We start from the raw sequence: 20,004 nt of genomic DNA, 5'->3' as shown, positions 1-20,004 counted from the left end.
GCAAAATGACAGACAACATATTAGCCGATATTTATGGCCGGGGTTGGGCCTTTCCGCCACAGTTTTTTATTAAAGATAATACGCATCCAGAAATACCCACCGGTGTCCAAATGGCAGCAGGGGCGGAGAATGTTCGCCAAAGCATGAAAATTCTGTTTCTCACTGAACCCGGCGAACGCATTATGCGTGAAGATTATGGTTGCGGCCTGAATGATTATCTGTTTGCCAATATCAATGATGCACTGATAGCAGAAATCCAAACTCGCATTGAAGAACGGGTACTGCGCTATGAACCGCGCGCGGAAATCACGATGATTCAGGTAAATCAGAGAACCGACTTGCCCAATACCCTACATGTTCAGGTGACTTACGCTCTGAGAGGCAGCGAAATCAACCAACAAATTGATGGCATCCTTGAGGTCAGCGAAGGCCAGATGTGGGTAAACCTATGAGTAAACAATTAGTGGCAGATGGCGACAATCTGCTATTTGAACCCTTATTCGGCAACCGGCAAGTCACACTTCTGGGACCAGCAACCATTAGAGGCAGCGGGCACGCCCAGATTCAAGGCAAAAAGATCGCCATTGTGGGTGACGAGAAAAAGGTCCAATTTCAGGCGCAATATATTACTCCCAGCCACCCGATACCCGGTATGGGAATGGTCACTATTGCTCAGTTGGATGCCAGCCAGCAGGCAAACTTTTGCCGCAGTTCTGCCGCGGTGATCGTGGTCGGGCAGCAATTTACCGCCCGTTTCACTCCGACGCAACCGGCGAATAATCCATCGAGCGGCCCGGATGTGACAACGCCGAGTATGGGAAAAGGCCGTTTTATTGCCAGCCAATATTTCGTCAGCGCCGGATAAATCCTCCCTTCAACCTTATTTTTAAATCCTGACAATTGATCAGGAATACATTCAAATAACAGGTGGTGTCAATATGGGACAGGCCGAGTTAGATAATAAACTCTCCGCTATCGTGCCAAATACTGCTTTTAAACTTGATGAAAGAACTACGCTGGATATTTTAAACTGGCTTAAAAAATACGCCGCAATCATTCCTTTCGATCAAGATAAAAAACAGTTCTGGGATAGTTTTTACTTTATTGAGAAAAATAATCCTCAGCAATTAGCCAGTATTTACCAACAAGTTAATCAAGCCAATGGCCTTTTACCGCCACACCAAGCTTTTATACTGGCTTTTTTAAAACTGCTAGAAACAACCAATCGATTATTAAACACCTTTCCGGCACGACACCGTGATCTTTATTATCGAGAATTACTGGGACTGAATCCCAGAAACGCCCAGGCGGATAGTGTCGCCATCAGCGTTGCGCTGAATACGGATAACGCGGAATTTTTGGTAGCACAAGGCACGCTATTTGATGCTGGGCAAGATAGCGCCGGCAATTCGTTACAGTATGCATCAGACGCGGATTTATTGGCGAATCAAGGGGCACTGACCGACCTGCGTTGGTATCGGAAAAACGGCAACAATGGCTGGCAATCAGCAATCCCCTTTAATCTCTCGGATAACATTGCATTACCCGAAAACGGTATTCAACTTTTTAGCCCAACAGCCAATGATGTGGCGGTTCTATCCGGTTATCTGATTACCTCTTCTTTGTTTGCCATGTCCACAGGGGAACGTCATATCACATTGACGCTGGAAAGCGATTGGCAAGGTCAAGCTGAACACCTTACCGCTAAAATCAGTGCAAAAGATCACTGGTTATCGTTGTCGGTAAAACTTATCGACAAAAAGAGTATTGAACTGGGATTATCATCCACGGCTGATCCTATCAGCCCGCCAGATAATCTTGATGGCATGACATTCGACGTACCGGTATTAAAATTAGGCACTACTCAGCAACCCACACTGCCCAAAATAACCGGTATTGCAATCAATATTAACGGCAACCGCAGTGTGCTCTATGCCTCCGATGGCGGAACTGAACAAACAGATAAAACCAGTTTCCCCTTTGGTCAATTTCCCTCGTTGGGTTCCGGCTTCAATCTGGTTGCCCCTGAATGGTATGGTTCTGAAAATGCGACGCTTACCCTGACTCCGCAATGGGTTGGCTTACCCAAAGTGAACTTTTCAACATGGTATGAAAAGTATGATCCCAAACCCGGCAACAATGGCGTATTTAAAGTACAGGGTTATTTAGTCACTCCACAGGGAAGAAAGGCGCTCAATGCAACCCAGTCATTATTTGGCGGAACCGATGTACCTCAAGGGCAAAGCCTGAGTTTTACCTTACCGGCAATGGACTACTCGGTTACCGATAGCCCCTCACCCAATGACTGGCCCGCATCAGTGCGCATAGAATTGGCGGAACAGGATTTTATGCACAGCCAATACTGGCAAGATCCGACCGGTAAAAATTTACCCTACACCCCACAAATCAGTGCGTTGCAAATCACATTCAGCGCTAAAGTAAAAACTGAACAATACACCGTTTATCCCCTGACTCCCTTTGGTTGGGGAAACCCAAACCAAGAACTTCCTTCATTCGCCAATGACGCGCTCTATTTGGGTTTCACCAACGTGTTGCCGGGACAAACGTTATCCCTATACTGGCAACTGGTCGGAATTCAAGAACTTACGCTATTTTGGTCTTATCTGAATCAGCAAAACACCTGGCAACCATTAAATCAACTGGTTCACGATCAAACTCACAACCTGTTTGACCGGGGGATATGGAGTACGTTATTGCCGCAGGACGCATCAAATCAAGCCGCCTTGATGCCGACAGGACGATACTGGCTGAAAGCGGAGATAACTCAGCAGACCGCCCCTCAAGATTACCCAAGAATGCAAGGCATACTGTACAACGCCGCCACTGCCACGTTAATCAACCCAGAAAGTATTGAAAATGATCACTTTATCAATGGGTTGGCTGCCGACAGTATTAAGCAAACCGTCAGCACATCCGTCGCCATTAGCCGTGTGACACAACCTTGGATTTCCTGGAATGGTCGGCCGAAAGAAACAAAGCCTGCTTTTCTCACCCGAATTCCACCCCGATTGTCCCATCGTAACCGTGCCTTAAGTTGGGATAATATCGTTACGCTACTGAAAGAGAATTTTATCAGCATATTTGATGTCAAATACCCTTCCGCCAATGAATTAACCAAAATCCCGGCTCCTGAAACGCAACAACTGATTGTGATCCCTAACAGCCGTTACAAAGATAACGACGATGCGCTACGCCCAATCCTGAATCCGGCCAGACTGGCGGAAATGGCCGACTGGATAAGCCGACTCAGCAGTCCCTGGACCACCGTCAAAATCGACAACCCTACCTACGTTGACGTGCTGATCAGCTATCAACTGGTATTTGTCACAGGGATAAATCCCGACTACGGCCGTCATCAGTTACAGCAGGAACTCAGCCGAAAATATATGCCGTGGGCGGAAGATAGCGCTATCGGCGCAACAACCGGTAATCGCATTGATTACTACCCATTATTAGCCAAGATTCAGCAATCACCTTTAGTTGAACGGGTCACCAACTTAACGTTGAAAAAATCATCCCAAACCGTAGAAGCAATCGGCGACAGTGTAGAAGCCGCTGATAATGAAGTACTGATTTTAGTTTGGTCAGAAAAGAGTTTCGCTAATAAAGGAGCAAACCATGAATAATCAGGATGCCCTGTTTCCCATCGTTAAAGACGATATTGCCTTTGATACCTTACTGACTCAGGCTAAGACAGTGATTGAGCAACAATCCGGCCAACTCTGGAGCAATACAGCGGAAAATGATCCCGGAATTACCTTATTAGAAGCCTGTTGTTATGGCGCATCCGATTTAGCCTATCGCCATTCGCTCCCCCTGCGCGATCTGCTTACTCCCGAAAAACAAGAACAGACACCGGACGATGGCATTTTTCCACAGGAATTCGGGCCACAACAAATGCTGACCTGCGGCCCGATTACCGCAGACGATTATCGCCGCGCCTTACTGGATTTACATAGTAGCGATAACAACAATGCAGATTATTTCTTCTTTAACGACGTACAGCTAGTTCGTGAACCTGCAAGCGAACGCTATGAATATTGGTATAACAAAGAAAAACGCGAATACAGTTTTATTAAAACGCCAGACAGTCAACAATTAACACTGAGAGGCAATTACTGGCTTTATTTACTCCCTAATCGGGAAACTGAGTCCGATAAAACATTGGCGCAGCAAAGTCTGGCGGCTTTCTTAAAAAACAACCGTAATCTAGGGGAATCCGTCAGTAAAATTATCTGGCTACAACCAACGGATTTTCTCTTACAGCTTAATATTGAACTGGATGATGACGTTAAAGATATTACTGACATCTTCGCCAAAGTCTATATAACAACAACACAAACGGTACTGGCAACACCGTTACGTTATACCACCCAAGCCATGAAAGAATTAGGCTATAGCAATGAAGAAATATTCGCGGGACCTTATTTACACCACGGCTGGATACCCGAATTACCGTCGGCCAAAGATTACACCAAGCCGACAGAATTAAAGCTCAGCCATCTGGCTAATCGTTTACTGGCTATCCCCGGGGTACAAAGTATTACTCGATTGGCATTAGGCAAGCACGATGAAAATATTTCTCCGCTGACGGACGATAATTGGTCCTGGACCATCGCTCAAGGATATTATCCCAGACTATGGGGTAACGATCCCCTAAGCTTAATTTCCTCGCCAGCAAGCCCGCTCATCATTACCGCCAAAGGCGGCGTAAAAGTCGCCGTTTCTAAACAAGATATAGCGAGCAAGATTATTGCAGAACCCTTAATCGAGACGCAGCCCGAATTATTAAACTGGGGCAAACATCGTAAAGTTTTGGACTACTATCCAGTCAGCAATAAATTACCCGCCTGCTATGGATTACAGACCTACGCGGAGACTCAACAGCAAGTACACCTGCACCAATTTATATTGCCGTTTGAACAGATACTGGCTAACGGCTGCGCCGAACTCGCTATCTTGCCGAAACTGTTAGCCTTTAAACAACGGGGAAATACGGTATACGGCGCACAATGGCCTTTTAAAGCCAATACTGTCAGTCAGAAAGTCCATCAAGAAATCATGCCCGATTTAATCAAACAACTAAATAATGATTCCCAAATTAACAGTGATGACGGTATCCATGCACAAAATTACACAAAAGAATTATCAATCCTGAATTACTTACTGGAATATTTTGGTACCCACCGCGCGGCCAGACCACTCACTCTGGATTCATTGGATTTTCTCTCTACTCAACGCGGTTATTTGGCGCAACAACCCGAATTAACCTATCAGCGTAATAATATTCGTGTTGATAAAGTGTCCGCGCTGCAAAAACGGATTGCCGCCCGCATTGGCCTGGGAGGAGAATGTTTCAAAGAAAAACCCAATTTGGCTAATTTACCTTTCTATCTGATTGAACATCGTCAGTTATTACCGGTAAAACCTGACAAAAAATTCGACAGCGAACAGAAACCCGATAAGCTAGAAATAAAAAGTGAGCCTAATGCTAAAAACCATCAATTAATCATTACCCAGCAAGGAACGGCAGGCCAATTATTGCATGGTCAAGTGATTAATCTGATCATTATTGAGGGCGACAGAAAATTCACATTACGGGGCCAAATGATCACTGATATTACTGGAGACGCCTTCTCACTTGACACCCGTAATAGCAGTTATCTAGAGCGTAATTTAGATCGCGTGAAAACCGCGTTTGAACAAGGTAATTTACGCTGGCGCAATAGCCCGGTATGGATGGAAGATATGGATTATCAACTGGTTTATGCCAGTGAGACATATCAAACGGGAACAGAAGATGAACGTTGGATCATCTCCAGCACCCAAAGCCCCTTCCCTGCTATGATTGAAGTCAATGATGAAATCACCCTGAAATATATCATTACCCCCGATGGGCCGCCGACAAAAACATTAGTTACAAAAACATTAGTTAATAATGATTCTCCCGCCGATTATGCACTTAAAGCACAAGTAATGGAATTTGATCGCATTAAAGGCCGAATATTACTTAAAAAAATATCAGGCCAACAATATGATTTTCCGAAAAAAGAAGACGCATGGCGCTATCGTTGGTATTTCTCCAATGAAAAATACGCCTTGGCTGACCGTTTTTCATTTATCGTCAGTGTAGTGATTAATCGTCAACTTATTGAGAATGATAAGGTCGATCCTTATAAACTGGAGGCATGGGTAAAAACAGAGATCTTAGCCGAATTTCCCGCCCATCTTTCCATGATTTTCCACTGGTTATCACCAAAACATTTCAAGAATTTTGCCAGTACTTATCAGCGTTGGCAGAACAATGGCGCGCCTCTGGGTGATGAAGCCTATAATATCTTAGAAACCTTAACATTAGGGCGTCTACCTTCAACGGCAACCGGTACCGGTAATATGCGAATCGCCACTGAACAGCAGCGCAAAGAAGTTATTGGCGACTCTGGAACCGAATGGAACGAAAAAGTAATAAAAGATAATCAGTTATTATATGTACCAAAAATTTAAGTTCATACTAAATTTAAGTAAAAATAATCGCAAAAATATACCCGTTGAATAATATCGATTTCAGAGTTAAATAAAATATTCTCTCTGATTGCCATTTCATTATACGGCAACAATCACAGGGTATTTAAAACAAAATAATTCAATATTATATAAGGTAAGCAAAATGGAAAAAGAATATAACCTATCGACTTCGCAATCCAATACAGAAAATAGTGAATCAACAGGACCTTCAACAGATGAACTTAAAAACCGTTTTAAAGAGGGCAGTATTCCGCTACAAACGGATTATTCAGACCTGATTGATATTGCTGATATTGGCCGCCGGGCAATGGGCAAAGCACCGGATCAAACAGATAATCCAAATTCAGGACTAGAACTGAATAATAACTCTGGGCTATCAGTAAAAACTAACCCTACCGGCGGTTTAAAGGCAGATAAAAATGGATTAAGTGTGGGAGAAGGTAATGGTATTCAAGTGAATACAGGTAATATCGCTGTCAAAGCTAAAAGCAATAGCGCTATTTCCGTTGATAAAGATGGCGTCGGTGTTCTATGTTGGAATGCAGGCGGTATTACGGTAACTGATGGGTCTGGGCTTTTTTTAAAATTAAAAGGGGGTAATTCCAGTAATAACTGGAGTGGAGTAAGCGGATTAAGCTTGAGTACAGAGGGTTTAGCTGTTAAATGTTGGGATAGCGGTGGTATTCAAGTTACTGACGATACGGGTATTTATTTAAAACTAGAAGGAGGTGATACACATGGATCAAGTGGCGCCAGCGGTTTAAGTTTAAGTAAAAACGGTGTAAAAGTTAAAGCGAGTAATGGTATTAATGTTGATGGGAATGGGGTTTCTGTAAAAGCCAAAGACAACACAATTAACGTTGATCCTACAGGGATATCCGTAAGACTTGGTTGGGGAATAAAAATAGGTGATGGATTAGATGTTAAGGCTGGCGATGGTATTAACGTTAATTGGAATGGTGTCTCTGTAAAACCCAAAGATAACACAATTAGCGTTGATCCTACGGGAATATCTGTGAATCTTGGTTGGGGGGTAAAAGTTGGGGGAGGATTGGATGTTAAGGCCAGCAATGGTATTAACGTTGATAGTAATGGCGTCTCTGTAAAAGCTAAGGCTGGTAATGGTATTAAAGTAGACAGTGATGGCGTAAGTGTTGATATCAATTCAATTGCATCAGCACTCGCTGACCTAATTATCCCATCAGGAACAATTGTGCCATTTTATAATGATGGTGGTTTACCTAATGGCTGGGTATGGTGTGATGGGAATAATGGAACACCTAATTTAAATAACCCAGGAAATAGAGATGGTGTTCTTAATTTAGTTTCAGGCTGGGATAGAAAATCTTATACCATCTTTAGATTAAGTTTCGGAGAAGCTTTTACAGCAAATATATATTATATGAGATATATTATGAAAAAATAGACTAATTAATCAGGACAATATTATTCCTATATAAATTTGATTATATTTTCATATCTATCAATTAACAATGAGAGATTAAATATGCCTTGGGAGCCAAATCTGTTAAACAGAATTATTATTACTATTGAAACTAATAATCAACAGGTAGCTAAAAAAGTATTACATGGCTCCCTACTTAATCAAGCTGATATTAATAAGTTATTTAACATATTTTTTACTCAACATCCCATTAATCAGAGCATATATTTAGAAACATTAACTCTGGATCTTGGTGAAATAAATCTACATAATTTTAATTCACTATTCCCTGTAAAGCTTAATACCGCATTAAATAAAGCATTAAGCCAATATCAAATTAATCATCAGGAGAAAAAAACATCCCTAATAGAATCAAAATCGCAAAAAATAACCAACAAATCGTCTTTATTATATGTCAACAATTCAATTAATGTTGAAGATTTCATTCATTATTTAAATCAAAAGAATTCCGCATTGAATTCAATAGAGATTAAAACTCATCATCAAAATATTGACATCAATATCCGGCAATTAGTTAATCAATTAGCGGGAATAGAAGATAAATTAGCTTTATTTTTAGCAAAAAGCTGTTTATCTGAACCAAGTCTACAACGGTTATTAATGCTCAAGCAACCCACTTTATTAAGCGCGATTAACTACAGACTATCCGAAAAGATAAACAGATCACAATATTTGGGGGAACCTGTCTCCCCCGGACAATTGATACTCAATGCCTTGCAATATATACAGCTAAATCATACACAGGAGATACCTAAACTGGATGCGAAAGTGCTATCACATCTCACCACTGAATTAGATAATGGTACACTTAATGCAACATCGATTATTACGTTATTTCGCCAGATTATCACTGACAATATTCCATTAAATAGTTGGTTAAAGCAGTTCTGGCAAACTATTGCTGTTGCAAGATTCAGTAAAAAATATCTATCTACTAAAGAATATCAATATTTATCAGAACTTTTTATTGAAAACTATACAGATAAAAATCGTTCTAATATAGAATTAACTCCTGCTAATATAAACATCTCGAAAATTCAGCAGGAAAAATATTTACCTGAACATTCTATTTCAAACCATACGGATAAAAACACACTCGGTAAGGAATTAATTGCCACTCATCATGACAACATTAATCCTCTGGAAGAACCATATTTACCTGAACATTTTACTCAAAAACATACTAATCGAAATCAATCCAGTAAACAGTCGGTTATTACTGACATTAACGGCAAAATCACTCAGGGAAACCAATATATTCCAGAACATTTTATTTCAGCCCATGCAAATAAGAATAAATCTAGTAAGAAATTAGCCTGTACTCACGTTGATATTCAGAACATTCAGCAATATCAATATTCGACAAATCAAAAGTTAATATCAGAAAACCATAAGATATCATCAGTATCAAATAATCTATCTATTAAAGATAATAAATGCAGCCAATTTCGAGCTATCAGAAAAGTACGTTCTGAATCAAATTTATTGCCCGGAAAAATTTTGCCATATCAGGTGAATAACGCCGGCATATTGATTTTATGGCCGATGCTACCCGCATTATTTAATCAATTTAGCTTACTTGAAGAACAAAAATTTATCCATCGTCAAGCCCAATTTAGCGCGGTTAATTTCCTTAATTATTTGATTTGGGGAAAAGAAGAAATACCGCGGGAACGAAAAATGCTGAATAACGTTCTATGTGGATTAATGGTTGATGAAATGATTCAATTACTCCCACTTGAACCGGAAAAACAGTTGATAATAGATCAATGGTTAGACGCCATTATCAACCAACTTTCCGGCTGGAAAAAATTAAGCCGCAATGACGTTCGCCAATTATTTTTACAACGGCCCGGTGCATTGTTGATAAATGAGCAAGAAATCAAAATCACGGTAGAGCATCAACCGTTTGATGTGCTATTAGACGATTGGCCTTGGCCATTAAATATCGCCAAGCTTCCCTGGCTGGATCATCCTTTAAAGATTGACTGGAAAAATATTTAGAAGGCTTATATGGACTACCTACTCACAAATAACCTCTTTAACGTGGCTGAATTACGCTGGATTTATCCCCATTTGGAACGTATCGATCTGCTATTACAGCAATATTATTATCAAAAAGGAGACCAATACTATTCATTACCGGAAAGTTTTTTACTGACCGAAGATGAAGTAGAACAGTGTTTAATATCACCGCAAGGTATACCTCATTGGCTGGCTAAAACAAATAATCCTATTCACCATCCAGAAATCGAGGAAAACCCTGCCCTTGATGCGTTATCATTATTGGTCGAACGTTTTGAATTGACTGAATTTGAGCGTGATATTTTATTATTAGGTTTATTACCCCATTTCGATAGCCGTTACCATGCATTATTTGCCGCTCTAAATGGTAGCAGTAAAAAACAGTGGCCCAGTTTCGCTTTAGCTATTGAATTATTTAGCCAACGTCAAAGTGATCGGCAATTACTGCAAAACAGCTTTTTACCGCAAACACCATTAATCAGTAACCAATTATTACGACTCAATAATCACGAAGAATCTATCTGGTTACAAACACAATTTTTAACCCACAGCGCTGTCTGGCATTTTTTATTGGGACAACGAACACTTTTATCCCCCCTGATAACCTGTGCTAACTGGCAAACGCCTGCCTCATATAATGGGTATCCACAAACTCTTTATCATTCATTTGAAAAGATATTATTAAATGAAACCAACGGAATACGTCCATTGGTAATACTCAGAGGAAAAGAAGGCAGCGCCAGAGAATTAGCAGTCAGTAATATTATGGGATCTCATGGCATTAATACTTTAACGCTTGATTTAGCCCACCTGACCGATGAAGAAAATACAACCAGAATATCCGACCTGCTGGCGGATGCAATACGAGAAACCCGGTTACATAACGCTTGTTTATTAATCCGTAATTTTTCTTTGCTTACAGAAACAACGAAAATATTACACCACGATTTATCTATTTTGCTGCATCAGCCAAAATTACGCGTAGTTTGCTTAGTAGAACCGGGAGAGTCATTCGTCTGGATTAAGCATCTACCAATGGTGCAAATTAATATGCCCATTGCGACATTGACGGATAAAAAAACCTTGCTCAAAGCAAGCTTACCGGAGAATATCACTCAAAAAATCAATATTACTCAGCTATGTCAGCGTTTTTCATTTACCGCGGAAACATTACCGCTCATTCTTGCAGAAGCTTATCAATATCAAATGGTGCGACAACCCGAAGGCCAATTGGAAGAAACCGATCTGCGTCAAGCATTAAGTTTCCGCGCCCAACAGAATTTCGGCAAACTGGCTCAACGAATCACGCCAAAACGCAGTTTTAACGATTTAGTGGTTTCAGACACATTAACGCAGCAATTAAAAGAAATTATCGCAGCGATTAATTACCGTGACCAAATTCTGGGTGCCGGCTTTCAGGAAAAAATCAGTTACGGCACCGGAATTAGCGCCCTATTTTACGGTGAGTCAGGAACCGGCAAAACAATGGCTGCTGAGGTAATTGCCGGTTATCTTGGTGTTGATCTGATTAAGGTTGATCTCTCTACCGTGGTAAATAAATATATCGGTGAAACGGAAAAAAATATCTCTCGTATTTTCGATCTAGCCGAAGCGGATTCCGGGGTACTGTTTTTCGACGAAGCCGATGCCTTATTTGGCAAACGCAGTGAGACCAAAGATGCCAAAGACAGACATGCGAATATTGAAGTATCTTACCTATTACAACGACTGGAAAATTATCCGGGATTAGTGATTTTAGCCACCAATAATCGCAATCATTTAGACAGTGCGTTTAATCGCCGTTTTACCTTTATTACCCGTTTTACTTACCCGGATGAAGCGTTACGTAAAAAAATGTGGCAAGTCATTTGGCCGGAACAACTGACGCTATCCAATGAAATTGATTTTGCCCATCTGGCTAAACGGGCTGATTTAACTGGTGCTAATATCAGGAATATTGCTTTATTATCATCAATATTAGCAGCAGATGATAATTGTGAACAAATCGAAAATAAACATATAGATCGAGCCGTGATACTTGAATTAAATAAAACCGGCCGATTAGCTTTTTAAATATTCAATAGCATAGGAACAAACATGACAACCATCATTGCTTCTGACAATGCGATTATCGAGATTAATCAAGCATTAAATACTATTTTATCTCAATATTTAGACATTGCCGGTCAAAAAATTGATATTCGTTTTGATCTACCCGAAATTAATTCTATTCAATCAGAACCGACGGTCAGTGTATTTCTTTATGATATACACGAAGATCTACAATTACGATCCGCCGAATCAAGACGTTATAACCCGGCAACCAACACATTATTACCGGGATGGGTCAATATTAATTGTAACTATTTAATTACCTACTGGGATGCGAGTAAGCCCTCTAGCGACAGCTCCAGCCCAGACAGCCAACCCAATAATCAAGCTGCACAAGTGATGACACGGGTTTTAAATGCATTAATCAATAATCGCCAATTAACCGGCATTCCCGGTGCCTATACCCGGGTTATTCCCCAACAGGAAAATTTAAATAGCTTGGGTAATTTTTGGCAATCTCTCGGCAATCGCCCTCGCCTCTCTTTACTCTATTCCATTACCGTACCGATGAGACTGCAAGATATTAAAGACAATATGACGCCAATCAGCCAGATATCCACTTCCGTGGTTCAAAAAACCAGTCTGGATAATTCACAAATAAGCCAAGCTCTGGCAGATAAATTATGTGCCGATTTAGGTGGTACAGAAGATATTCACCTTGCTCTGGCTAAAGTCAATCTGATAACCAAATCCACACCAGATAATAATTATAATCAGAAAAATGAAAGTGTTATTCTTGAAGTTTCAGGTATTACTCTCTCAACCTATCTACCCAAAATAAAAGATATTCTTTCTATATGGGTAAACAAGCAAGAATCCGTGGTTAAAGTAAATGGGATAGGTATTATTATCGTTAAAGAAAATTCTGATGATTTAATTTCAATATAAAATTACTATTTATTCAATAGAATACCCACGCGAGAATAACAATAAATTAAAACGTGCTCTTCCAACTTTCGTATTAATAACATTTAATCTGATAAACAGAAAATAAACTGTACAATATCAGACTAAATATCTATGCGCCATCCGTGGCGCATTTTTTATTTTCTACTCATTAATGCCGTAGAACAAATTGCCGTCGCGATGCATCTTGAAATCCATAGGGTATATTACTGACTCACAACTTGATCTTTAGGGTCAAATGTAAATACAGCATCTGTTGCCTGTTTTACATTTACGCCTTTAGGTAATTTGATTTTAACAATAGGTAAAAATTTACCTGTTGCATCTTTATAATCACGTTGATCTTTTTGTGCATTAACTAGACCTGCATTTTCTGAATAAAAAAGGGCTTCAATAGGTAATGTTTGTGGCTTATTCTCATCCCAAGGTTGAACGACTATCTCATTATAATTTAAACCATTACCATGATAAGGCATTGCAAGTAATGTTTGATAAAAAGCATCTGCTGGATTTTTAGCCGTCGGTCTAACATCAAATGCACAGATTCCCCATGCAGATTTTCTTGCAATAGCTTTATTTAATTCATGAGCGGTGAAAACACCAAAATCTTGGCATGATTTCGCATCTGAAGGTTTAGGCGGCGCACCACAATAATTTCCCTGACGCCCCCAAGTATTTGCATCAAGAACATAGGAGCATAATACAGGAACTTTAACCTTATCTTTAGGGGCCATCTGTTCAGGAAAAAGAATAAAACCATTAACGCTAGCAAATGTATTGCCAAATTTAGAATCTTTTCTTAAGTATGAAAAAGAAACTCCATTATTTTTTATAGAAGATGGATTTAACTTCCAAAATTTAAATCCCGGACGAGTCCCTCTCATCAAAACTCCAGAGCAAAGAAAAGCGGGTGATTGAGCATCACCACAATCTTTAACGGTATTATTATATTGTTGGGTTAATATACTCGCAATATCATTTTGTACCTCGGTTTCATTTTCCGCTTGAGTGAAAGCAAAAGTATTTGCTGAAAAAAAGACAATACTAAGGAGCAAACCTACAATAGGTTTTTTCATAAAATCCTCACTTAATTTAAAGTGTGTTAATTGAAATTAAATTGTTCCTCATTCACTTCCTAGTAGAGTTTTTCACTGTTTTGCTTATATCACAACTATCAGATTTGATAGTAAAACAAGGCTTCATAATTCTATTTGACCATTTTCGATGGCTTTTATTATGGCTGCGCCTCTAGAATTAACATTAAATTTTTCTCTAATTTTCTTAAAATGAAAATTAACATTTGCTTCTGAGCAATTAAGTATGCGTGATATCTCCCATGTTGTTTTGCCAATTAAATACCAAGAACAAACTTCTTTTTCTCTTTCACTTAATTTAATGTTGTTTTTTTTGTTTTTTAAAATAATTAAATAATGTAGTATTATATCTCTTAATGCCATTAGTTGATTGAAATTTTTATTTATTGTCCCTATATAATCATCTTCTTTGCAATAAAAAGATAAAGTTAAAATTCCAAACTCATGATTAATACCATGCATAGGAAAAGATATGCCATGATTTATGCCATAATCTTTAATTTCATGTAAAAAAAGTGATTTTTTTTCTAGTTTATTGCAATCCCATATGAAAGGGATCGTGTTTTTTATGCAATATTCAAAAATGGGATTGTTATTGATATATTTTTCTTTTTTATATTTTAAGGCTAATTGATCATTATTGGTAATGAAATTTGCTTCTTTAATATTATTTTTAGTTGAAGAGTAAAAGAGAGAGTACCATTCTACATCAGTAATAGATTGAATGGTTTTAATAACAAAATGAAGATCATTAAACTCCTCAATAACACAATCTGAATAAAACTCATATAAGTCAATCATAATTTAACCTGGGTATTGTTATATTTTTCAAACCGTTAATACTAAGATTAGTCCAATAATTGACTAGAACAACTATCAAATCTGATAGTTGTGATATAAGCAAAACAGTGAAAAACTCTACTAGGAAGTGAATGAGGAACAATTTAATTTCAATTAACACACTTTAAATTAAGTGAGGATTTTATGAAAAAACCTATTGTAGGTTTGCTCCTTAGTATTGTCTTTTTTTCAGCAAATACTCTTGCCTTTACTCAAACGGAAAATGAAACCGAGGTACAAAATAATATTGCGAGTATATTAACCCAACAATATAATAATACCGTCAAAGATTGTGGTGATGCTCAATCGCCTGCTTTTCTTTGCTCTGGAGTTATATTGCGTGGCACTATACGTTCAAATAATCATAAATTTTGGCAACCTAGCTCATCATCTATGAAAAGTGGTGGTGTTTCTTTTTCATATTTAAGGAAAGACGCTAAGTTTAAACGCTTAGCTTATGGATATAAAAATGGATTTATTGTTTTCCCTGAACATATAGCACCTAAAGATAGCGTCGATTTTTCTGTATTGTGTGCATTTCCTATTGATGGCTATACAAATGAGAGAGCGAATAAAGGTTGTGGTGAAAATATTACTAAGGCGAAAGATAAAGGTAAATCTTGCCAAGAACAAAATGTGATGAATTCCGATGATTGGATAAAAAATTATAGGAAAGTAAACTCTCAAGATCTTTTTCAATGTGGATTTAATGTTACTAAAGATGTAGATAATCCAGCTATAGCTTTCTATCAAATGTTAGAAAGTATCAAAAAACTTCCACGTACTCCTAATATTCCACCAAAACAGAATGAAATCAGAATTTCAACCTGGGAAGAAAATGATCCTAGTAAATTACCTATTGAAGCCCTTTTTTATTCAGAAAATTCAGGCTTAGCTGATGCACAAAAAGATCAGCGTGATTATAAAGATGCAACAGGTAAATTTTTACCTATTGTTAAAATGCTACTACCAAGAACTTTAAATGAAGATGCATTATTCAAATTTAATATTGAAGATCAAGTTATTAAGCCATAAACGATTATTGGATTACTGTAAGCTCTATTTTTCATACTGAGCTTACCTGTAATCCACCTTCGCTCTTCGTGATGAAACAAAACTCTGCTCTGACATCCTCCTCACCCTGAAGAGGGTGTCGCAAAAGGCCAGCATTGAAAATAAAACCAATCCACTTATCCCAATCAATAAAAATAACCCTATTAATCATCCTATCTTTGCCATATTTAAAACTGAAAATACAGATAAATAAACATCAGATAACAATCTCTGTTATTAATTAATGTTGCGTCTAAAAATTAATTTCCCATAATTATTTTGTTTCACATAAAATCATTTAAATAACTATTGGATAAATTTTTAAATATAAACAATAACATCTATAAATCATATTATTGCGGTAGCTATACCCTTAAATCAAAACTAATGAAGACAAAGCAATAAACGTTTTTCATATTTTAAATGTAAATAGTAAATAAAGGAAAAAATCATCAATTTCATTGTTGAACAAAACAACTCAATATCATATACAAGGTGATAAAAATGGAAAAAGAATATAACCTGTCCACTTCAGAATCCAATACAGAGAATACCAATACTATGGATCGCCATACAGTTGGTAAAACGCCCAGTCGGACTGATAATCTACATTCAGCGCTAAAACCGGGTGATGACTATACACAAGCAATAAAAATTAACCCTGACGGCGGCTTAAAAGCAGATAAAGATGGACTAAATGTAAAAGCGGGTAATGGTATTAAAGTAGACAGTAGCGGCATCAGTATTGATCCCAATAATGTACTGCCAAAAGGAATGATTATGATGTTCTCCGGTATGGATGCTCCTACCGGCTGGGCTTTTTGTGATGGTAATAATGGAACACCAGATTTAAGAAGTCGTTTTGTCATGTGCGGGGAAACTATTTCTGAGACAGGAAAAAGCAGTAGTAAAGCTAGTGGAAATAGTGACGGAAAAAACTTTCCCAAAAATACAACATCCACTACAGTTTCGGTAAATGTTACTGTGGGAAATACAGCATTAACAGAAGCACAAATACCTAGTCATAAACATATTGAAGGTGTGGGTTATGTGAATGGGTGGGGAATGAGATATGGCTCTTATTTCCCTGGCGGCGATAATATTTATCAAATACGTAATGACACTGGTGTAGTATCGACTCTTTCCAATTTGCCTGTTTACGCATATACATCACACACAGGAGGAGGACAAGGACATAATCACCCGGCAACAGCATCGTCCCCTTCACATAATCATAGTGTTGATATAATTCCGCCTTATTATTTATTAGCTTTTATTATGAAACTTTAATTCCGATGCACAAAAAAGATTTAAATTACCGCTTATTTTTTAATTACAAAGGATATATAACAATGAATATATCTAGTTACTTCTTCCTGAATGAAGAAAACATTAAGTTCAATAATCAATGTTTAAATAAATACATTGGTTACCCCCAACCCATCGCTAAAGATTGGTCCAACCTGCCTGCCGGGTTTCAAAGATATATTGACGATATTATTAATCTAAATGGTTTTTTATATTTTTTTAAAGGTTCACTATATCTTAAATTCGATATCGCGAAAGCACAGGTCGTTGATGGACCGAACTTCATTATAGATGGATGGCCTGGATTAAAAGGAACAGAACTGGAAAATGGAATAGATGCAGCCATAGAATTGACTACAAACACTGTCTGTTTCTTTAAAGGTGAACATTGTGTAGATTACACCATCGATTTACACACAATTAAGACCAGCACTATTTCAGATCGGTGGGGAATGACCGGGAAATATGCAGCATTTAGTAGCAATCTGGGTGCTGTTATTTCATGGCCAGATATCGATGGAAATTTTATTTATTTTTTCAAAGGTGATTCTTTTATTCGGTTCGACCCAAATTTGAATGCACTTGATGCCGGGCCAATCATCATCTCCAGCGATAATGAGGGTTGGAGAGGGTTAACCTTCAAAAATATTCAATCGGCGGTATCGGTCGATACTGATTTATTAGGCAGTCACCGAGATAATAATGGAGGCAATAGTAAAGTCTGTAATGGAACATGTGGTACTAATGATACGGGTAAATATTGTTTCCAGTTACCTCAAAGTATTCGATTCGGCCTGATAGCCTACGCTAATACAAATATCCCGCAAACTGTAAAAGTATATATTGACGATCTTCTGGTAGATACACTAACCGGTAAAGGACAAAATAATCTCATGGCGACTAAAGCCTACACATCAGGTACAGGCAAAATCTGTATTGAGATTGCAGGAGATGGCAAACCATGCAAACTTCGTTATTTCGATAATACATTTGATGGAAATCCGGGAACCGCTATTATCGGTGCTGAAAATGGTACCAATAGTCATTACAATGATAGCGTGGTGTTCTTGAATTGGCCTCTGACATAAACTAAAAATAGTTGCTAGATTAGAATAATTATTGCGCCACCCTTGGCGCATTTTCTTTATTAACGCGTTTATTTATCTGACTGCCTTTCCTGCAAACTCCCACCACTTACCTGCTCTAATGATTTAAGTAAATGTTTTGCATTAGCTGGTGATCGTAATAAATAAGCTGTTTCTTTAAGACTTGCATATTCTGCACTTGAAATAATGACACAATCTCCACCGTTTTGTCTGGTGATCAATATTGGCGCACCATCCTGAACGGCTTGGTCCATAATTGAAGCAAGATTTCCCTTTGCAACTCTATATGTTGTCTTCCGCATAATATGTCCTTTTCCCATATCAATAATACCGAATCTTAATAAGCAGAAAATAATGGTACAATTTTTCAAGTTAAATATCTATTGCGCCATCCATTTTCCTCATTAACCCGGTTTAATCCCCCACCAAGGCGTTATTATTGTGGCAATATAATGGGGCAACTCATTCGCGGATAAATAAATTCGAAATCAATGGTGGCATCGACTTGACGGACCAAATGATTTTTAGGAACCAGCTCATCAAGCGAGAGCGTTTCTGACGAGAACGTCTGGAGAGAAGGTGTTCTTAACAGGGTGGCAAGCCTCGTTTAGTGAACGAAACTGAATTAAAACAAAGTACCGGATAAAAAAACAGCACTTTGCCAATAATCTGATATTATTTTATCAAAGAAATGTTGTTGCGCAACGATCGACATGTGTTATGCTGTCTCTCGTAACGCAACAGGACGCAAACAATGATTAAAAGTTGGAAGCATAAAGGGTTACGAAAGTATTACGAAAAAGGAACAACGGCGGGAATTGTTGCCCACCATGCTAACAGGCTAGACCTACTGTTAAATGCATTAGATTTAGCAAGCAGCCTGAATGATTTGAGTTTACCGAGTTTTCAACTTCACCCACTTACAGGAGACCGAAAGGGTATTTGGGCGGTAAGCGTATCGGGTAACTGGAGATTAACTTTCGAATTTAACGATGGTGATGTTTATACCCTATGGATTTCAAGATGCATCGCGACGGCAAGGGAGCGAATCCCCGGGAGCATAGATAACTATGTGACCGGGGTGAGTGAGTGCAGCCAACAAAGAGGCAACTTGAAAGATGACGGGTATATATACTGAACTACGAGGACTATCATTAATGACTAAACGTATGCCACCCCATCCGGGGCGCTATATCTCTGACGAGATGGAGCACTTAAATATTAGTCTTAGAGCGCTTGCACGTGCGCTGGATGTCTCACCGTCAACTATTGGGCGTGTTGTTGAAGGTAACGCGGCAGTAACGCCAGGAATGGCGGTTCGTTTAGCCAGCGTGATCGGCAGTACGCCGGAAATGTGGCTGAGACTCCAGGAAGCATATAGCTTGGCACAAGTTAAACAGGAAATAGATTTAACTCGTCTAACTCCCCTGTTTACACCAGCACCTTAACATGGCAGCAAGCTCCGTCTGGTGAACGGAGCTGAATTAAAACAAAGTGCCAGATAAAAAACCCGCACTTTGTCAATAATCTATTGCGCCATCCGTGGCGC

Annotated in this window: 15 protein-coding genes and 2 pseudogenes; 13 read left to right on the top strand and 4 right to left on the bottom strand. The window is 38.7% G+C overall.

Annotation, left to right across the window (positions count from 1 at the left end; genetic code table 11):
* The first annotated feature begins 5 nt into the window (after positions 1-5).
* From OO184_RS14785 to OO184_RS14750, 8 genes are all read left to right on the top strand, one after another.
* Positions 6-452: a GPW/gp25 family protein gene (locus OO184_RS14785; protein ID WP_265379842.1), complete on the top strand. Its 447-nt coding sequence runs from the start codon at positions 6-8 to the stop codon at positions 450-452.
* On the top strand, positions 449-865 hold the full coding sequence (locus OO184_RS14780; protein WP_265379841.1) for a contractile injection system spike tip protein: 417 nt from the start codon (positions 449-451) through the stop codon (positions 863-865). The genes OO184_RS14785 and OO184_RS14780 overlap by 4 nt, the downstream gene beginning before the upstream one ends.
* 73 nt (positions 866-938) lie before the next feature.
* The gene (locus OO184_RS14775; protein WP_265379840.1) at positions 939-3,647 is read left to right on the top strand and encodes a baseplate J/gp47 family protein; all 2,709 of its coding nucleotides are present in this window, start codon (positions 939-941) and stop codon (positions 3,645-3,647) included.
* Positions 3,640-6,525: a baseplate wedge protein gene (locus tag OO184_RS14770; protein WP_265379839.1), complete on the top strand. Its 2,886-nt coding sequence runs from the start codon at positions 3,640-3,642 to the stop codon at positions 6,523-6,525. Before OO184_RS14775 ends, OO184_RS14770 begins: the two co-directional genes overlap by 8 nt.
* Positions 6,526-6,688: 163 nt before the next feature.
* On the top strand, positions 6,689-7,972 hold the full coding sequence (locus OO184_RS14765) for a hypothetical protein (RefSeq protein WP_265379838.1): 1,284 nt from the start codon (positions 6,689-6,691) through the stop codon (positions 7,970-7,972).
* Between the two features lie 81 nt (positions 7,973-8,053).
* Positions 8,054-10,015: a contractile injection system tape measure protein gene (locus tag OO184_RS14760; RefSeq protein WP_265379837.1), complete on the top strand. Its 1,962-nt coding sequence runs from the start codon at positions 8,054-8,056 to the stop codon at positions 10,013-10,015.
* A 9-nt stretch (positions 10,016-10,024) separates the two neighbouring features.
* Positions 10,025-12,109, top strand: coding sequence for an ATP-binding protein (locus tag OO184_RS14755; protein ID WP_265379836.1), 2,085 nt, complete (start codon positions 10,025-10,027; stop codon positions 12,107-12,109).
* A 24-nt stretch (positions 12,110-12,133) separates the two neighbouring features.
* The gene (locus OO184_RS14750; protein ID WP_265379835.1) at positions 12,134-13,036 is read left to right on the top strand and encodes a Pvc16 family protein; all 903 of its coding nucleotides are present in this window, start codon (positions 12,134-12,136) and stop codon (positions 13,034-13,036) included.
* A 224-nt stretch (positions 13,037-13,260) separates the two neighbouring features.
* Here OO184_RS14750 and OO184_RS14745 read toward each other — a convergent pair whose 3' ends face one another.
* Both OO184_RS14745 and OO184_RS14740 read right to left on the bottom strand, forming a co-directional pair.
* Positions 13,261-14,130 (bottom strand): hypothetical protein, encoded by an 870-nt coding sequence (locus OO184_RS14745; RefSeq protein ID WP_265379834.1) that lies wholly within the window; start codon positions 14,128-14,130, stop codon positions 13,261-13,263.
* A 123-nt stretch (positions 14,131-14,253) separates the two neighbouring features.
* A complete protein-coding gene (locus tag OO184_RS14740; protein WP_139656117.1) occupies positions 14,254-14,949 on the bottom strand; it encodes a helix-turn-helix transcriptional regulator in 696 nt (231 codons plus the stop codon).
* Positions 14,950-15,132: 183 nt separating this feature from the next.
* Here OO184_RS14740 and OO184_RS14735 point away from each other — a divergent pair, with 183 nt between their 5' ends.
* The 3 genes from OO184_RS14735 to OO184_RS14725 all read left to right on the top strand — a co-directional run bounded on the left by OO184_RS14735 (position 15,133) and on the right by OO184_RS14725 (position 18,437).
* Positions 15,133-16,023, top strand: coding sequence for an N-acyl homoserine lactonase (locus OO184_RS14735; protein ID WP_265379833.1), 891 nt, complete (start codon positions 15,133-15,135; stop codon positions 16,021-16,023).
* A 522-nt stretch (positions 16,024-16,545) separates the two neighbouring features.
* Entirely contained in the window at positions 16,546-17,331 is a 786-nt protein-coding gene (locus tag OO184_RS14730) for a tail fiber protein (RefSeq protein ID WP_265379832.1), read from the top strand.
* A 5-nt stretch (positions 17,332-17,336) separates the two neighbouring features.
* Positions 17,337-18,437, top strand: coding sequence for a fucose-binding lectin II (locus OO184_RS14725; protein WP_283256316.1), 1,101 nt, complete (start codon positions 17,337-17,339; stop codon positions 18,435-18,437).
* Between the two features lie 68 nt (positions 18,438-18,505).
* Here OO184_RS14725 and OO184_RS14720 read toward each other — a convergent pair whose 3' ends face one another.
* Positions 18,506-18,757, bottom strand: coding sequence for a type II toxin-antitoxin system prevent-host-death family antitoxin (locus OO184_RS14720; RefSeq protein ID WP_265379831.1), 252 nt, complete (start codon positions 18,755-18,757; stop codon positions 18,506-18,508).
* A 133-nt stretch (positions 18,758-18,890) separates the two neighbouring features.
* Positions 18,891-19,047 (bottom strand): annotated as a pseudogene (locus OO184_RS25235) (IS5/IS1182 family transposase); the annotation flags it as partial.
* Between the two features lie 162 nt (positions 19,048-19,209).
* Here OO184_RS25235 and OO184_RS14715 point away from each other — a divergent pair.
* Together OO184_RS14715 and OO184_RS14710 are read left to right on the top strand one after the other, a co-directional pair.
* Positions 19,210-19,467, top strand: a pseudogene (locus tag OO184_RS14715) (type II toxin-antitoxin system RelE/ParE family toxin); the annotation flags it as partial.
* A 145-nt stretch (positions 19,468-19,612) separates the two neighbouring features.
* Positions 19,613-19,903 carry a HigA family addiction module antitoxin gene (locus OO184_RS14710; protein WP_225812544.1) on the top strand — a complete coding sequence of 97 codons (291 nt, stop codon included), beginning with the start codon at positions 19,613-19,615 and terminating at the stop codon, positions 19,901-19,903.
* Positions 19,904-20,004 lie beyond the last annotated feature (101 nt).

This window comes from Photorhabdus aballayi (genome assembly GCF_026153155.1).
GTDB classification, from domain to species: Bacteria; Pseudomonadota; Gammaproteobacteria; order Enterobacterales; family Enterobacteriaceae; genus Photorhabdus; species Photorhabdus luminescens.
The sequence above is the reverse complement of the archived record's forward strand: the minus strand, read 5'-3'. Positions and strand labels throughout refer to the sequence as shown.

What these genes read in the sequence shown, in the direction of transcription:
- OO184_RS14730 (WP_265379832.1), top strand. Translation starts at nt 16,546, where the DNA reads ATGGAAAAAGAATATAACCTGTCCACTTCAGAATCCAATACAGAGAAT.
- OO184_RS14720 (WP_265379831.1), bottom strand. Translation starts at nt 18,757, where the DNA reads ATGCGGAAGACAACATATAGAGTTGCAAAGGGAAATCTTGCTTCAATT.
- OO184_RS14765 (WP_265379838.1), top strand. Translation starts at nt 6,689, where the DNA reads ATGGAAAAAGAATATAACCTATCGACTTCGCAATCCAATACAGAAAAT.
- OO184_RS14785 (WP_265379842.1), top strand. Translation starts at nt 6, where the DNA reads ATGACAGACAACATATTAGCCGATATTTATGGCCGGGGTTGGGCCTTT.
- OO184_RS14735 (WP_265379833.1), top strand. Translation starts at nt 15,133, where the DNA reads ATGAAAAAACCTATTGTAGGTTTGCTCCTTAGTATTGTCTTTTTTTCA.
- OO184_RS14710 (WP_225812544.1), top strand. Translation starts at nt 19,613, where the DNA reads ATGACTAAACGTATGCCACCCCATCCGGGGCGCTATATCTCTGACGAG.
- OO184_RS14725 (WP_283256316.1), top strand. Translation starts at nt 17,337, where the DNA reads ATGCACAAAAAAGATTTAAATTACCGCTTATTTTTTAATTACAAAGGA.
- OO184_RS14775 (WP_265379840.1), top strand. Translation starts at nt 939, where the DNA reads ATGGGACAGGCCGAGTTAGATAATAAACTCTCCGCTATCGTGCCAAAT.
- OO184_RS14740 (WP_139656117.1), bottom strand. Translation starts at nt 14,949, where the DNA reads ATGATTGACTTATATGAGTTTTATTCAGATTGTGTTATTGAGGAGTTT.
- OO184_RS14745 (WP_265379834.1), bottom strand. Translation starts at nt 14,130, where the DNA reads ATGAAAAAACCTATTGTAGGTTTGCTCCTTAGTATTGTCTTTTTTTCA.
- OO184_RS14750 (WP_265379835.1), top strand. Translation starts at nt 12,134, where the DNA reads ATGACAACCATCATTGCTTCTGACAATGCGATTATCGAGATTAATCAA.
- OO184_RS14770 (WP_265379839.1), top strand. Translation starts at nt 3,640, where the DNA reads ATGAATAATCAGGATGCCCTGTTTCCCATCGTTAAAGACGATATTGCC.
- OO184_RS14760 (WP_265379837.1), top strand. Translation starts at nt 8,054, where the DNA reads ATGCCTTGGGAGCCAAATCTGTTAAACAGAATTATTATTACTATTGAA.
- OO184_RS14755 (WP_265379836.1), top strand. Translation starts at nt 10,025, where the DNA reads ATGGACTACCTACTCACAAATAACCTCTTTAACGTGGCTGAATTACGC.
- OO184_RS14780 (WP_265379841.1), top strand. Translation starts at nt 449, where the DNA reads ATGAGTAAACAATTAGTGGCAGATGGCGACAATCTGCTATTTGAACCC.